Genomic DNA, 15,166 nt, shown 5'->3' with positions numbered 1-15,166 from the left:
CTTCCCCGCCCGCCGGAGAAGGCGCCCGTACGAACCGGGGCACCCTTGGGAGCAGCCCCCGACGGCCGCCGCCGTCCGGCCCGTACCGGCCGCCGTCCGCATCCCGCAGCCACCACGGCCCGCCCCCTGCGCCCGCCCGCAGGTGACGGGCCGTCGCCGTGTCCGCGCACCGCTCCGGCCCCGCCCGGCCACCACCGCGTTCCCGCGCTCGGCGCCACCGGGGTGATCCGCACGGGCTAGTGTGGGGCCCCGTCCGAGACGCGCCAACGCCCCGCCGGGGCGCGCGTGTACACCGATGCAGCCCCCGGGGAGACGCCCCCGGACCCGGCCGGAGGGCCCGTACCTCGATGTCCGTGCACAGCCAATCGGCGGCGCCGTACGCGGCCGCCACCGCCCCAGAGTTCCCCCGGCACGTCGTCACCGCCGTGCTCGTCGCCCACGACGGCGCGCGCTGGCTGCCCGACGCGCTCGCCGGACTACTGGGACAGGAACGCCCCGCGCAGAACGTCGTCGCCGCCGACACCGGCAGCGCCGACGACTCCGCGCGACTGGTCACCGAGGCGCTCGGCGCCGACCGCGTCCTGCACCTCGCGCGCCGTACGAGCTTCGGCACCGCCGTCGACGAGGCGGTCCGCACGGCCGGCGTCCTCACCCCCGAGGACCTGCCGTACCTCAAGCGCCCCAGCGGCTGGGACCCCGTCACCAGGACCTGGCGCGACGAGGCGTACGAGATGCCCGAGCTGCCGCACGGCGAACCCGTGCAGTGGCTCTGGCTGCTCCACGACGACTGCGCGCCCGCGCCCGACGCCCTCGCCGAACTCCTCCGCGTCGCCGACCACGACCCGCACGCCGCGATCGTCGGCCCCAAGCTCCGCGGCTGGTACGACCGCAAGCAGCTGCTGGAGGTCGGCGTCTCCATCGCCAACAGCGGCCGCCGCTGGACCGGCCTCGACCGCCGCGAACAGGACCAGGGCCAGCACGACCAGGTCCGCACCGTCCTCTCCGTCTCCACCGCGGGCATGCTGATCCGCCGCGACGTCTGGGAGGAGCTCGGCGGCTTCGACCGCGGGCTCCCCCTGATGCGTGACGACGTCGACCTGTGCTGGCGCGCCCACGTCGCCGGACACCGGGTCCTGGTCGCCCCCGACGCCGTCCTGCGCCACGCCGAGGCGGCCGCCCGCGAACGCCGGCCCATCGACTGCGTCGGACGCTCCGTCGCCTCCCCGCACCGCGTCGACAAGGCCGGCGCCGTCTACACGATGCTGGTCAACGCCCGCGCCAAGGTGCTGCCCTGGGTCCTGCTCAGGATCGTCGTCGGCACCCTGCTGCGCACCCTCGCCTACCTCGTCGGCAAGGTCCCCGGCCAGGCGCTCGACGAGGTCACCGGACTCCTCGGCACCCTCCTGCGCCCCGGCCGCATCCTCGCCGCCCGGCGCGCCCGCGGCAGGGGCGCCGTCGACCAGGCCGAGCTGCGCGGCCTCTTCCCGCCGCCCGGCGCCACCGTCCGCGCCACCGTCGAGCAGGTGGCCGGGAACCTCGGCAGCCGCTCCGACGCCGACACCGGCTCCCGGCACGGCGCCGTCGAGTCCGGCCCCGGCGGCGACGACGCCGACTTCCTGGAGATCGAGCAGTTCGCCCGGCTCAAGCGGATCGGCCGCAAACCCGGCCCGGTGCTCTTCGCCGTCCTCCTCCTCGTCTCGCTCGTCGCCTGCCGCGACCTCCTCGGCGGCGGATCGCTGACCGGCGGCGCCCTGCTGCCCGCCCCCGCCGACGTCTCCGACCTGTGGGGCCGCTACGCGGACGCCTGGCACACCGTCAACACCGGCGGCACCCAGACCGCACCGCCCTACCTCGCCGTCCTCGCGGCCCTCTCCGCGCTCTTCCTCGGCTCGACCGGCTTCGCGCTCACCCTGCTGCTGGTCTGCTCCGTACCGCTCGCCGGGCTCACCGCCTACTTCGCCTCCCGGCCGCTGCTCCCCTCGCGCCTCCTGCGCGCCTGGGCGAGCGTCGCGTACGCCTTCCTGCCCGCCGCGACCGGCGCCCTGGCGACCGGGCGGCTCGGCACCGCCGTCCTGGCCGTACTGCTCCCGCTGATCGCCCGCGCCGCCGTCGCCGCGTACGGGCTGCGGTCCGCCGACGGCGCCCGCGGCAGCTGGCGCGCCACCTGGGCGTACACCCTGCTCCTCACCTTCACGATGGCGTTCACGCCGATCGTCTGGCCGCTCGCCGCCGTCCTCGGCCTCGGCGTCCTCGCCCTGCGCCGCGACGACCTCGTCGCGTACGGGCTCCGCCTCCTCGCCGCGCTCGGCACCCCGCTGCTCGTCCTCGCGCCCTGGTCGCTCTCGCTGCTCACCGAACCGTCCCGCTTCTTCGAGGAGGCGGGCCGGGACATCGGTACGGGGGCCGCCTCCGCGCTCGACCTGCTCTCCCTCAGCCCCGGCGGCCCCAAGGCCGCCGGCGGGATCCTGCTGCTCGGCATCGTGCTCGCCGCCCTGGCCGCGCTGCTGCGCGGCGAGCGGCAGTTCGCCGTGCGCACCGCCTGGGCGGTCGCGCTGGTGGCCCTGGTCTTCGCGGCCCTCAGCAACGGATCGCACTGGGCCGGACCCGCCACGCTCGTCTACGGCACCGCGCTCATCGCCGCCGCGCTCGTCGGCGCGGACGGCGCCCGCATCCGCGTCGCCGAGCTGAGCTTCGGCTGGCGCCAGCCGGTCGCCGCGCTGATCGCCCTGGCCGCCGGGCTCGCCCCGGTGGTGGCCGCCGCGGGCTGGATGATCGGCGGCGCCGACGGACCGCTGGAGCGGCGCGACGCGGTCCAGGTGCCCGCGTTCGTCGCCGAGGAGAGCACCACCCGCGACCAGCCGCGCACCCTGGTCCTCGGCGGAACCCCCGGCACCGTCTCGTACACCCTGGTCCGGGGCTCCGGCGGCCGTCTCGGCGACGCCGAACTGACCGAGGCGGGCGGCAGCAACAGCCACCTCGACAAGGTCGTCGCCAACCTGGTCGCGGGCTCCGGCGCCGACCAGGGCAGCCAGCTCAGCGGCTTCGCCATCCGGTACGTACTGGTCCGCGACGGCGCCCCCGAGCGGATGAGCCGGGTCCTCGACGCGACCCCCGGGCTCAGCCGGCTCAGCCAGCTCGACGGCAGCGCGCTGTGGCGGGTGGAGCGCCAGGTCGCCCGCGTCATGATCGTCCCGTCCGGCACCGGCGGCGAGGAGCTGCCCGTGGGCTCCCTCCCCGTCGAGGCGCACACGAAGATCCCCGCGGGCGGCTCCGGCCGGACGCTGCGGATCGCGGACGCCGCCGACCCCGGCTGGAAGGCCACGCTGAACGGCCGGGCGCTGACCCCGAAGACCGTCGACGGCTGGGCCCAGGGCTTCGAGCTGCCCACCGAGGGCGGCACGCTGGACCTCACGTACGACACCCCGCTCACCCACACCGCCTGGATCTGGACCCAGGCCGCGCTCGCCGTCGTCCTGCTGGTGCTCGCCCTGCCGGGCCGCCGCCGGGAGATCGACGACGACCTGCCCGAGGAGACCGCCCCGGTCCCCGTGGAGCCGGTCGCGGGCGAGGGGCGCCGGGCCCGCCGGCTGCGCGCCGCCGCCCAGGCCGAGGCCGAGGCGGAGAACGGCACGGAGAGCGGGACCGAGGAGCCGGGGGAGACGGCGGAGCCGTACATCCCGGCCCAGCAGGCGCAGGAGCACCAGCAGGCACAGGAGTTCCCGCAGACTCAGGAGTACCAGCAGTCGCAGGAGTACCCGCAGCCCGCCGAGCCCGCCGCGCCCGGTCACGGTGACGACGGGCAGGACGGCTACGCGGCGGTCCCGCAGCAGCAGTACGGCACCTGGGACGCCCCGCAGTACCAGGACACCGGCTACCCGCAGCAGTACCAGGGCGGCGATCAGTACCCGGCCGATCCGTACCAGCAGGACGGGCAGCCGTACGCGTACGGCACTGGACAGGACCACCTGGCCGCCGACCCGTACCAGCAGCAGAACGCCCAGACCTACGACCCGTACGGCTACCAGGCCGCCCCCCAGCAGTACGACCCGCAGGCCCCGTACGACCCGCAGGCCCCGTACGACCCGCAGGCCCCCCAGCCGCACGACGAGAACCCGACCCCGGGCCAGAACCCGTGGCCGACCGGCAACGCATCGCGAGGCGAGTCCGAGTGAAGACCCCCAGCCTGTCCCTCATCGCGGGTGCCGCCGCCCTCGCGGCCGTCACCGCCTTCGCCGCGCTCACCGCACCCGACGGCACCGCGGACGCGGGCCCGGCGAAGGCCGCCGCCCGGCTCCCGGTCGAGCGGACCAGCCTGCTCTGCCCGTCCCCCGGCCTCTCGCCGCTCGCCGAGACGACCTACACCGCCTTCACCCCGGCGGGCGGCTCCGGCGGCCCGGCCGGCTCGGCCGACCTCCACAAGTCCGCCTCGGCCGATCTCGACGACGGCAAGAAGGACGACGGAAAGAAGGACGACGGCAAGGACAAGGAGAAGAAGGACGCCCCCGGCAAGCCGGTCGTCGCGCTCGAGGAGCCCGGCAAGCCGGTCACCGCCGAGGCGTCCGGCGCGGGCAGCCCCGCCCTGGTCGGCACCGCCACCGGCCGGCTGGCCCCCGGCTGGGCCGCCCAGGAGACCACCGTGGTCGAGGCGGGCGCCGGCCGGGGCCTGCTCGGCGTCAGCTGCACCGCGCCCGACACCGGCTTCTGGATCCCGGCCGCGAGCACCGCGAAGTCCCGCGAGGACTACGTCCACCTGACCAACCCGGACGACACCGCGGCCGTCGCCGACATCGAGCTGTACGGACCGGAGGGCTCCCTCAAGTCCGACGTCGGCGAGGGCATCACGGTGCCCGCCCGCTCCAGCGTCCCGGTCCTGATCTCCACGCTGACCAGCCAGGCCGCCGACGACGTCACCGTGCACGTCACCACCCGCACGGGGCGGGTCGCGGCGGTCGTACGGGCCTCGGACGAGACGTCCGGGAGCGACTGGCTGTCCGCCTCCACCGGCCCGACGGACACCCTGGTCCTCCCCGGCATCCCCTCGGACGCCACCTCGGTCCGACTGGTGGCCTTCGCGCCCGGCGACGACGACGCCGATCTGAAGGTGCGGCTGCTCGGCAAGACCGGCGCCATCTCCCCGGTCGGCCACGATTCCCTGCACGTCAAGTCGCGAATGACCGCCAGCGTCGACCTGAAGGACCTCACCAAGGGCGAGGCCGGCTCCCTGCTGCTCACCCCCGTCCGTAGCGGGAAGCGCACCCCGGTGGTCGCCGCCCTGCGGGTGGTCCGCGGCTCCGGCGACAAGCAGGAGATCGCCTACATCCCGGCCACCGGCCCGGTGGGCGAGCGGGCGACCGTGGCCGACAACCGCGACAAGGGCTCAACCCTCTCGCTCACCGCCCCGACCGCCGACGCCACCGTCAAGGTCACGGCCTCGGCGGGCAGCAAGGGCGGCGAACAGACCGTCAAGAAGTACACGGTCAAGGCCGGTACGACGCTGGCGGTCACCCCGCCCGTACCGTCCGGCCTCAAGGGCGGCTACGCGCTGACGGTCGAGACGGAGTCCGGCGGCCCGGTGCACGCCGCCCGCACGCTGACCCTGCCGAAGGGCGGCATCCCGATGTTCACCGTGCAGACCCTCCCCGACGACCGCAGCACGGTCGAGGTACCGGCCGCCCGACAGGACCTCTCGGTCCTCGACGAATAGCCGGACGAACCAAGAGACGAAACGAACGGATCGCCGGACGAACCGGCGAGCAGGCGAACAGCGGAGCCACCGAAAGGGCGCGGGACCGGCACGACCGGCCCGCCCCCTCCGCGTTCCCGGCTACTCCTGCCCGTACCGCGGATCGACCGACTCCGGTGCGAGCCCCAGCAGTTCGGCGACCTGCTCCACCACGACCTCGTGCACCAGCAGCGCCCGTTCGTCGCGGTTCTTGGCCCGGATCTCGACCGGCCGCCGGTAGACGACGATCTGCGCGGGCCGGCCCTTCTCCGCGGAGAGCGACCGCCCCAGCGGCACGGTCTCCTCCCCGGGGCCCGGCACGTCGAGCACCATGAAGTCGACATCGGCGAGCTGCGGCCAGAGCCGCTCCAGCCGTTCCACCGAGTCCTGCACCAGATCGCGGAAGCTCTCCGCCCTGCTGACCGAGAGCGGCACCTGGGGCGGGGCGACGGGACCCCGCATGCCGCGGCCGTGGCGGTCGCGGTGGCGCGGGCGCGGCTCGGACGGGCGGGGAGGTACGGGGCTGTCCATCACTGACGCAGGGTAACCCTCCGCACGCGCCGGTGGGACGGGACGGGCGCAGGGCAATGACATGTCCAATCCTGAACAATCCGGCCAACCAAGGGCTCGTTTCCGGCCCTGCTCCTGACCGTTGATCTCATGCTGTATGGCGCCTTTTGTAGGGAATGAAGGCGGGCGGTGCGGTCGGCCGGACCTGCGATTCCCTGTACCTCCGCAGGTCAGAAGAGTTGTCCGGAAGGCGTCGGGACGGTGCCTGACGGGGCGACACGGTGGGGTGAGCTGGGGGAGAGTCGTCGCAGCCCGTTCAAGAGTGCGGTAACGTCCAATACCGTGAGCCCTGTACGTCGCTGTTCGCGCACCGCGTGCGGCCGCCCTGCCGTCGCGACACTGACGTACGTCTATGCCGACTCGACTGCGGTCCTCGGCCCGCTCGCCACCTACGCCGAGCCCCACTGCTACGACCTCTGCGCCGAGCACAGTGAGCGGCTGACGGCCCCTCGTGGCTGGGAGGTCGTCCGGCTCACCGACCCCTCCGTGCCCACCCGCCCCAGCGGTGACGATCTCGAAGCGCTCGCCAACGCCGTGCGCGAGGCGGCGCGTCCGCAGGAGCGCCCGGCCGAGGCCCGCGGCGTCGGTCCGCACACCGCCGATCCGATGGAGGTCGCGCGCCGCGGCCATCTGCGGGTGCTGCGTTCCCCCGACTCCTGACCGGAATCCGCGGTTCCCCCACCCCGGCCGGATGGCTCCGGATACCTCCGGACACCTCCCTGAGCAGGGCGGGAACGAGCGCCCGGGTAGGTTGGGCGGTCCGCAGAAATCTCAGGAGGACCGGCCGTGGCTGCTGATCTGGCGCAGATCGTGAAGGCGTACGACGTGCGCGGAGTGGTGCCCGACCAATGGGACGAGACGCTGGCCGAGCAGTTCGGGGCGGCGTTCGTCGAGGTGCTCGGCGCGGACGCGATCGTGATCGGCCACGACATGCGCCCCTCCTCGCCCGGCCTGTCGGACGCCTTCGCCCGCGGGGCGGCCGGCCGCGGCGCGGACGTCACGCTCATCGGCCTCTGCTCGACCGACCAGCTGTACTTCGCCTCCGGCAGCCTGGGCCTCCCCGGCGCCATGTTCACCGCCTCGCACAACCCGGCCCGGTACAACGGCATCAAGCTCTGCCGGGCGGGCGCCGCCCCCGTCGGCCAGGACACCGGGCTGCTGGAGATCCGCACCCTCGTCGAGAAGTGGTCCGCCACGGGCGCCCCGCTGCCGGTCGCCGTCCCGGGCACCGTCACCGCGCGCGAGACGCTCGCCGACTACGCGGCCCATCTGCTCTCCCTGGTCGACCTGGACTCCGTACGCCCGCTGAAGGTCGTCGTCGACGCGGGCAACGGCATGGGCGGCCACACCGTCCCCACCGTCTTCGCCGGTCTGCCCGTCGAGCTCGTGCCGATGTACTTCGAGCTCGACGGCACGTTCCCGAACCACGAGGCCAACCCCCTCGACCCGAAGAACCTCCTCGACCTCCAGGCCCGCGTCGTCGCCGAGGGCGCCGACCTCGGTCTCGCCTTCGACGGGGACGCGGACCGCTGCTTCGTCGTCGACGAGCGGGGCGAGGGCGTCTCCCCGTCCGCGGTCACCGCCCTGGTCGCCGCCCGCGAGCTGGCCCGCAACGGCGGCACGGGCACCGTCATCCACAACCTGATCACCTCCCGCACCGTCCCCGAGGTCGTCCGCGAACACGGCGGCACCCCGGTCCGCACCCGCGTCGGCCACTCCTTCATCAAGGCGGAGATGGCCGAGCACGGCGCGATCTTCGGCGGCGAGCACTCCGCGCACTACTACTTCCGCGACTTCTGGAACGCCGACACGGGCATGCTGGCCGCCCTCCACGTACTGGTCGCGCTCGGCGGACAGCCCGGCCCGCTCTCCGAACTGGTCGCCCGGTACGACCGCTACAGCGGCTCCGGCGAGATCAACTCCACCGTCGCCGACCAGGAGGCCAGCACCGACGCCGTACGCGCCGCCTACGCGCCCCGCGACGGCGTCACCACCGACGAGCTGGACGGCCTCACCGTCACCGGCCCCGACTGGTGGTTCAACCTCCGCCCCTCCAACACCGAGCCCCTGCTCCGACTGAACGTCGAGGCCCGCGACGAGCGCACGATGACGGCGGTACGGGACGACGTGCTGGCCCTGGTCCGCGCCGGTTCCTGAGGCCCGGCCGCACCGCCCGCGCACCCGTTCGCCCCGCCCCGCGGCCCCCGTCCCACGGCGGTAGGCTGACGTCGCCCGATCCGTTGCCCGAAGGGAACCGACCATGCCGCTCGAAGCCGGCCTCCTGGAGATCCTCGCCTGCCCGGCCTGTCACTCCCCGCTCGACGACCGGACGGCCGACGACACCCCCGAGCTGGTCTGCACCGGCGCCGACTGCGGCCTGGCCTACCCGGTCCGGGACGGCATCCCCGTCCTCCTCGTCGACGAGGCCCGCCGCCCCGCGTAACGGAGCCCGCACCCCGCACGGTGTCAGCAGGTGATCGGAGGACCGCCCCCCATGCTCGACGAGTCGCTGCTCGACACCCCGCAGGCCCTGGCCCGCGCCGACCGCCGCGGCCTGCTGCGCGGCGCCGCCGAGGCCGGGGCCCGGGTCCGCACCGCCGCCCGGAACGCCGCCGAGGCCGGGATCTCCGCGCTGAACCCGGAGGGGCGGCCCCGCGCCGTCCTCGTCGCGGGCTCCGGAACCGCCGCCTCCGGCGTCGCCGACCTGATCACCGCCCTGGCGGGGGCCTCCGCCCCCGTCACCCGCATCCACCCCACCGGGGTCGCCCCCGCGGCGGGCGCGATGCGCTGGGCCCTGCCCGGCTGGGCCGGCCCCATGGACCTGCTGCTGATCGTCACCGCGGACGGCTCCGAGCCCGGCCTCTCCCTCCTCGCCGAGCAGGCGTACCGCCGGGGCAGCAGCGTCGTCGCCGTGGCCCCGAGCCGGTCGCCGCTGCGCGAGACGGTCGACGGGGCGCGCGGCCTCCTCGTCCCGCTGGCGACCGCGCCGCACGGCGAGTACGACGCCGAGACCTCGGCCGCCGGTCCGGGCACGCTCTGGGCGCTGTTCACCCCGCTCCTCGCCCTGCTGGACCGGGTCGGCCTGCTCACCGCCCCCGCCGAGGCGCTGCAGAGCGTCGCCGACCGCCTGGACCGCACGGCAGAACGGTGCGGTCCGGCCGTTGCCACCTACAGCAACCCGGCCAAGACCCTCGCGGCCGAGCTCGCCGACAGCCTGCCCCTCATCTGGACGGAGGGCGACGCCGCCGGCCCGGTCGGCCGCAGGTTCGCCGCCGTCCTGGCCGAGCTGGCCGGCCGCCCGGCGCTCGCCGCCGAACTGCCCGAGGCGCTGCCCGCCCACGGCACCCTGCTGGCCGGACGCCTCGCCGCGGCCGCCGACCCCGACGACTTCTTCCGCGACCGGGTCGACGAGCCGGACCCGCTGCACGCCCGCGTCGTCCTGCTCCGTGACCGCCCCACCGGCGGGCTGAGCGCGGCCCCCGCCGCGCGCGAGCTCGCCCTCGGCCACACCACCGCGATCAGCGAACTCGAACCCGAGGAGGGCACCGGGCTCGAAGCCCTCGCCGAGCTGCTGGCCGTCACCGATTTCGCCGCCGTCTACCTCGCACTCGCCTCCGCGCCCGAAGCCTGACACCTGCGGTCCTCCCCGTGGACGTCTCGTTCCCGCAGTGTCCACACCAGCACCGCGGACCACTCCCGCGCACCCGCCGGTGCCACGGCTTCCGATGCTCCCGACCCGCGCATCCCCACAAGGACGAACACCATGGACCGGCTCCTCAACACGGTGCGCCCGTACGCCTGGGGCTCCACCACGGCCATCCCCGAGCTGCTCGGCACCGCCCCCACCGGTGAACCCCAGGCCGAGCTGTGGATGGGCGCCCACCCCGGCGCCCCCTCGCTCCTGGCCCGCCCCGGGACCGGCACCCCGCAGTCCCTCACCGACGTCATCGCCGCCGACCCCGAGCGCGAACTGGGCGCGGCCACCGTCCGGAAGTTCGGCCCCCGCCTCCCCTTCCTCCTCAAACTCCTCGCGGCCGGCGCCCCGCTCTCCCTCCAGGTCCACCCCGACCTCGACCAGGCCCGGCGGGGCTACGCGGACGAGGAACGCCGGTCCGTCCCGATCGACGCCCCGGACCGCACGTACAAGGACGCCAACCACAAGCCCGAACTGATCTGCGCGCTCACCCCGTTCACCGGCCTGTGCGGCTTCCGCCACCCCGCCGAGGCGGCCCGCACGATGGCGGCCCTCGGCGTCGACACCCTGAAGCCGTACGTCGACCTCCTCGGCGCCCATCCCGAGGAGGCCGCCCTGCGCGAGGCCCTCACCGCGATCCTCGGCGCCGACCCCGCGGAGACCGCCGACACGGTGCACCGCGCCGCGGCCGCCGCCGAGGCCCTCGGCGGCCCGTACGCCGTGTACGCCCGGATCGCCCGCCACTTCCCCGGCGACGCCGGCGTCCTCGCCGCGATGCTGCTGAACCACGTGGAACTCCGGCCCGGTGAGGCCCTGTTCCTCGGCGCGGGCGTTCCGCACGCCTACCTCTTCGGCCTCGGCGTCGAGATCATGGCCAACTCGGACAACGTGCTGCGCTGCGGACTCACGCCCAAACACATCGACGTGCCCGAACTGCTGCGCGTCGTCCGCTTCGAGGCCGCTGACCCCGGCATCCTGCGTCCCGGGGCCGACCCCCGCGGCGAGGAGCTGTACGAGACGCCCGTGGACGAGTTCCGGCTCTCCCGCTTCGTCCTCGCCCCCGGCGCCGCCCCCGTCGACCTGACCCGCGCGGCCCCGCAGATCCTGCTCTGCGCCGAGGGCACCCCGAAGGCGGGCGCCCTGGACCTCACCCCGGGCACCTCCGTCTTCGTACCAGCGGGCGAAAAGGTCGAAGTGTCCGGTACGGGAACCCTGTTCCGCGCCACAGTGGTGGCCTGACGCACCACCCGCCCCGGCGGCTGCAACAATGTCCGGCCGTAACGCGGCGCCGAGGGCGCGGCACCGACGAAGGGACACCAGGCACCGATGAGTGCGTCAGGCGGAACCAAGGCGATCGTGGCGGCGCTCGGCGCCAATCTCGCGATCGCGGTGGCCAAATTCGTGGCGTTCCTGTTCAGCGGTTCGTCGTCGATGCTCGCGGAGAGCGTCCACTCGGTCGCCGACTCCGGCAACCAGGGGCTGCTGCTGCTCGGAGCCAAGAAGGCCCGCCGCGAAGCCACCCCCCAGCACCCCTTCGGCTACGGCCGCGAGCGCTACATCTACGCCTTCCTCGTCTCCATCGTCCTCTTCTCGGTCGGTGGCATGTTCGCGGTGTACGAGGGCTACGAGAAGATCAAGAACCCGCACGAGCTGGAGTCCTGGTACTGGCCGGTCGGCGTTCTCGTCTTCGCGATCATCGCCGAGGGCTTCTCCTTCCGTACGGCGATCAAGGAGTCCAACGAGACCCGCGGCTCGCTGTCCTGGCGCGAGTTCATCCGCCGGGCGAAGGCCCCCGAGCTCCCCGTCGTGCTCCTGGAGGACTTCGGCGCGCTGATCGGTCTGGTGCTCGCCCTCGGCGGCGTCGGCCTCTCCCTGGCGACCGGCGACGGCGTCTGGGACGGCATCGGCACCCTCTGCATCGGCGTCCTGCTGATCGTCATCGCGATCGTCCTCGCCGCCGAGACGAAGTCCCTCCTGCTCGGCGAGGCCGCGGGCACCGACCAGGTCGAGAAGATCAAGGCCGCGGCCGTCGACGGCGACACCGTGACCGGCGTCATCCACATGCGTACGCTCCACCTCGGCCCGGAGGAGCTGCTCGTCGCGGCCAAGATCGCGGTGCAGCACGACGACACGGCCACCGAGGTGGCCAACGCCATCAACGCCGCCGAGAGCCGCATCCGCGAGGCGGTCCCGATCGCCCGGGTCATCTACCTGGAACCGGACATCTACAGCGAGGCCGCCGCCGCGGCCGGCACCAACCCCGCCAAGGCCCCGGGCGGAGATCCCGACGCCACCCCGAAGCCGCCGGCCGACCCCGGCCACTGATACGCCCCGCACTCCCCGGCCCGGCCGCACCCCGCCGCTCCCCGTCGTTTCCGGTCACGTCCCACGGCCCCCGGAACCGGGACGACTGGGAACGGCCGGGCCGACCGGTGTAGATTCGACGGCAGTGTCAGACGTCGCTGCTGATGGCGGTCGATCGGTCCGAACACCCGGACCGGCCGAGGGAGAGAGGGCCTCCGACGGACTGCGCTGCGAGCGCCCGGGCATTCGTGTGCCCGCCGCCGCAGAGCCATCCGTGCCCGCCTCGACCCCATTACGAGGAGCAGCCCGTTATGACGACGGTCGCCAACCGACAGGACTTCAAGGTCGCCGATCTCTCCCTCGCGGCCTTCGGTCGCAAGGAGATCACCCTCGCCGAGCACGAGATGCCCGGCCTGATGTCGATCCGCAAGGAGTACGCCGCCTCGCAGCCGCTGGCCGGCGCCCGGATCACCGGCTCGCTGCACATGACGGTGCAGACGGCCGTGCTGATCGAGACCCTGGTCGCCCTCGGCGCCGAGGTCCGCTGGGCCTCCTGCAACATCTTCTCCACCCAGGACCACGCCGCCGCGGCCATCGCCGTCGGCCCGAACGGCACCCCGGACGCCCCGGCGGGCGTCCCGGTCTTCGCCTGGAAGGGCGAGACGCTGGAGGAGTACTGGTGGTGCACGGAGCAGGCGCTGACCTGGCCGGACAGCCCCACCGGCGGTCCGAACATGATCCTCGACGACGGTGGTGACGCCACCCTCCTCGTCCACAAGGGCGTCGAGTTCGAGAAGGCGGGCGCCGCCCCGGACCCGTCGACCGCGGACAGCGAGGAGTTCGCCCAGATCCTCACACTCCTCAACCGCACCCTCGGCGAGTCCCCGCAGAAGTGGACGCGGCTCGCGTCCGAGATCCGCGGCGTCACCGAGGAGACCACGACCGGTGTGCACCGTCTCTACGAGATGCACCGCGACGGCACCCTCCTCTTCCCCGCGATCAACGTCAACGACGCCGTCACCAAGTCGAAGTTCGACAACAAGTACGGCTGCCGCCACTCCCTGATCGACGGCATCAACCGCGCCACGGACGTCCTGATCGGCGGCAAGACCGCCGTCGTCTGCGGCTACGGCGACGTGGGCAAGGGCTGCGCGGAGTCCCTGCGCGGCCAGGGTGCCCGGGTCATCGTCACGGAGATCGACCCGATCTGCGCCCTCCAGGCGGCGATGGACGGCTACCAGGTCGCCACCCTCGACGACGTCGTCGGCCAGGCCGACATCTTCGTCACCACCACGGGCAACAAGGACATCATCATGGCCTCCGACATGGCCAAGATGAAGCACCAGGCCATCGTCGGGAACATCGGCCACTTCGACAACGAGATCGACATGGCCGGTCTCGCGAAGATCGAGGGCATCGTCAAGGACGAGGTGAAGCCCCAGGTCCACACCTGGACGTTCCCCGACGGCAAGGTCCTGATCGTGCTGTCCGAGGGCCGCCTGCTGAACCTGGGCAACGCCACCGGCCACCCCTCGTTCGTCATGTCCAACTCGTTCGCGGACCAGACCCTGGCCCAGATCGAGCTGTTCACCAAGCCCGAGGAGTACCCGACCGACGTCTACGTGCTGCCCAAGCACCTGGACGAGAAGGTCGCCCGTCTCCACCTGGACGCCCTCGGTGTGAAGCTCACGACGCTCCGCCCGGAGCAGGCCGCGTACATCGGCGTCGAGGTCGAGGGCCCGTACAAGCCCGACCACTACCGCTACTGATCCCGCCCCGTCCGCCGACGGCCTCCAGCGGCCGCCGACGGACGGAACGGCCCCAGCGGCTACGAGAAAGCAGGCCCCCGCACCCCCGTGCCGGGGGCCTGCTCCCGTCCCGCGCCGCTCAGCCCGAGGAACCTCGAAGGACCCCATGCCCCGCGGCCGATATTCGCTTCACGATCTCCACGATCACTCCCCCCTCGGTGACGAGCACTTCCACTGCGCCCCCGGCCCCTCCGGCTGGCGCTATCTCTCCCGGACCACCGCTCCCTCCGGCGAGCACACCGGCTCCGTCGATCTCACCGTCGACGACCTCGGCAGTCCCGTCCGACTCGAACTGCACGCGGCGAGCTGGCAGGTCCGCGGCGCCGCCCTCGACGGCGTCACCTGGGTCCGCACCGACCCGGCCGGCATCCGTGCCACCGAGGGCAATGTCCGCGCCCACGCCTTCACCGGTACCTCGCCCGCGTTCCTCGTCGCGACCGCACGGCTGCTTCGCCTCACCCCCGATTCCACCGCGACGCGCGTCCGCCTGGTCGCCTTCACCGACCCGGTCCTCGCACCCCGCACCGTCGACCAGTCCTGGTCCCTGGTGAAGAGTGAAGCGCACGCCACTGACAACGGCCTTCTGACCGTGGACGAGTACCAGGTCATCGCCCTGGACACCGGCGAACAGCACACCGTCCACCTCGCCGGTGACGTGGTCCTCGCGGCCCCGGGCATCGAGCTCGAGGACCTGGACTCCCCGCCCTCCCCGGCCCCCTCGCGCTAGCCGGCACCCGATGTGCGTTCGCTGTCGCTGACCTGCTAGTCTTCCCCTTGCCCCAAAAAAGCTGTTGACACAGCCGCTGCGGGGAGGTAGATTTTGCGGGTTGCGTCGGACTGGACAAGTCCGATCGCACCGGTTAACGTCTACTTCGCTCTCGCCGGAAATGAAGTTTCCGCGGAGCCATCGATCCTTACCTGTCTCAACATGAAGCCGAATTTTCGGCCGAATGTTTCTGATAAAGTCGGATCAGCCGAAAGGCAAAGACCTTCCAGCAGGTCACCGGAATTCAAATTCGGACCGGAAACGGAACGAAAAAGAGTCTGGTAAGGTTGGAACCGCCGGAA

At 73.4% G+C, this 15,166-nt stretch carries 12 protein-coding genes; 10 read left to right on the top strand and 2 right to left on the bottom strand.

From position 1 onward, the window contains the following. The first annotated feature begins 347 nt into the window (after positions 1-347). Positions 348-4,172, top strand: a complete 3,825-nt coding sequence (locus ACWC97_RS29830; protein WP_450652659.1) for a glycosyltransferase — start codon at positions 348-350, stop codon at positions 4,170-4,172. Continuing rightward, positions 4,169-5,704 carry a DUF5719 family protein gene (locus ACWC97_RS29825; RefSeq protein WP_450652657.1) on the top strand — a complete coding sequence of 512 codons (1,536 nt, stop codon included), beginning with the start codon at positions 4,169-4,171 and terminating at the stop codon, positions 5,702-5,704. The genes ACWC97_RS29830 and ACWC97_RS29825 overlap by 4 nt, the downstream gene beginning before the upstream one ends. A gap of 120 nt (positions 5,705-5,824) precedes the next feature. On the opposite strand, the gene ACWC97_RS29820 is transcribed toward ACWC97_RS29825, so the two are convergent. Then, complete coding sequence (locus ACWC97_RS29820; RefSeq protein ID WP_352277044.1) at positions 5,825-6,253, bottom strand: metallopeptidase family protein; 429 nt, start codon at positions 6,251-6,253, stop codon at positions 5,825-5,827. A gap of 321 nt (positions 6,254-6,574) precedes the next feature. On the opposite strand from ACWC97_RS29820, the gene ACWC97_RS29815 reads away from it, so the two are divergent. From ACWC97_RS29815 to ACWC97_RS29780, 8 genes are all read left to right on the top strand, one after another. Continuing rightward, complete coding sequence (locus ACWC97_RS29815; protein ID WP_352277046.1) at positions 6,575-6,952, top strand: DUF3499 domain-containing protein; 378 nt, start codon at positions 6,575-6,577, stop codon at positions 6,950-6,952. Between the two features lie 126 nt (positions 6,953-7,078). After that, complete coding sequence (locus tag ACWC97_RS29810; protein WP_450652654.1) at positions 7,079-8,449, top strand: phosphomannomutase/phosphoglucomutase; 1,371 nt, start codon at positions 7,079-7,081, stop codon at positions 8,447-8,449. Between the two features lie 103 nt (positions 8,450-8,552). Further along, positions 8,553-8,735: a Trm112 family protein gene (locus ACWC97_RS29805; RefSeq protein ID WP_352277050.1), complete on the top strand. Its 183-nt coding sequence runs from the start codon at positions 8,553-8,555 to the stop codon at positions 8,733-8,735. A gap of 51 nt (positions 8,736-8,786) precedes the next feature. After that, complete coding sequence (locus tag ACWC97_RS29800; protein ID WP_450652652.1) at positions 8,787-9,923, top strand: SIS domain-containing protein; 1,137 nt, start codon at positions 8,787-8,789, stop codon at positions 9,921-9,923. A 132-nt stretch (positions 9,924-10,055) separates the two neighbouring features. Then, positions 10,056-11,225: a mannose-6-phosphate isomerase, class I gene (gene manA, locus ACWC97_RS29795; protein ID WP_450652650.1), complete on the top strand. Its 1,170-nt coding sequence runs from the start codon at positions 10,056-10,058 to the stop codon at positions 11,223-11,225. An 87-nt stretch (positions 11,226-11,312) separates the two neighbouring features. Further along, on the top strand, positions 11,313-12,311 hold the full coding sequence (locus tag ACWC97_RS29790) for a cation diffusion facilitator family transporter (protein WP_352277055.1): 999 nt from the start codon (positions 11,313-11,315) through the stop codon (positions 12,309-12,311). A 290-nt stretch (positions 12,312-12,601) separates the two neighbouring features. Next, positions 12,602-14,059, top strand: a complete 1,458-nt coding sequence (gene ahcY, locus ACWC97_RS29785) for an adenosylhomocysteinase (protein ID WP_352277057.1) — start codon at positions 12,602-12,604, stop codon at positions 14,057-14,059. 145 nt (positions 14,060-14,204) lie between these two features. Beyond that, a complete protein-coding gene (locus ACWC97_RS29780) occupies positions 14,205-14,825 on the top strand; it encodes a hypothetical protein (RefSeq protein ID WP_450652648.1) in 621 nt (206 codons plus the stop codon). Positions 14,826-14,965: 140 nt separating this feature from the next. Here ACWC97_RS29780 and ACWC97_RS29775 read toward each other — a convergent pair. After that, a partial coding sequence (locus tag ACWC97_RS29775; RefSeq protein ID WP_450652647.1) for a hypothetical protein occupies positions 14,966-15,166 on the bottom strand: 201 nt, incomplete at its 5' end.

Source organism: Streptomyces sp. NPDC001108, from assembly GCF_053598535.1.
The sequence above is the reverse complement of the archived record's forward strand: the minus strand, read 5'-3'. Positions and strand labels throughout refer to the sequence as shown.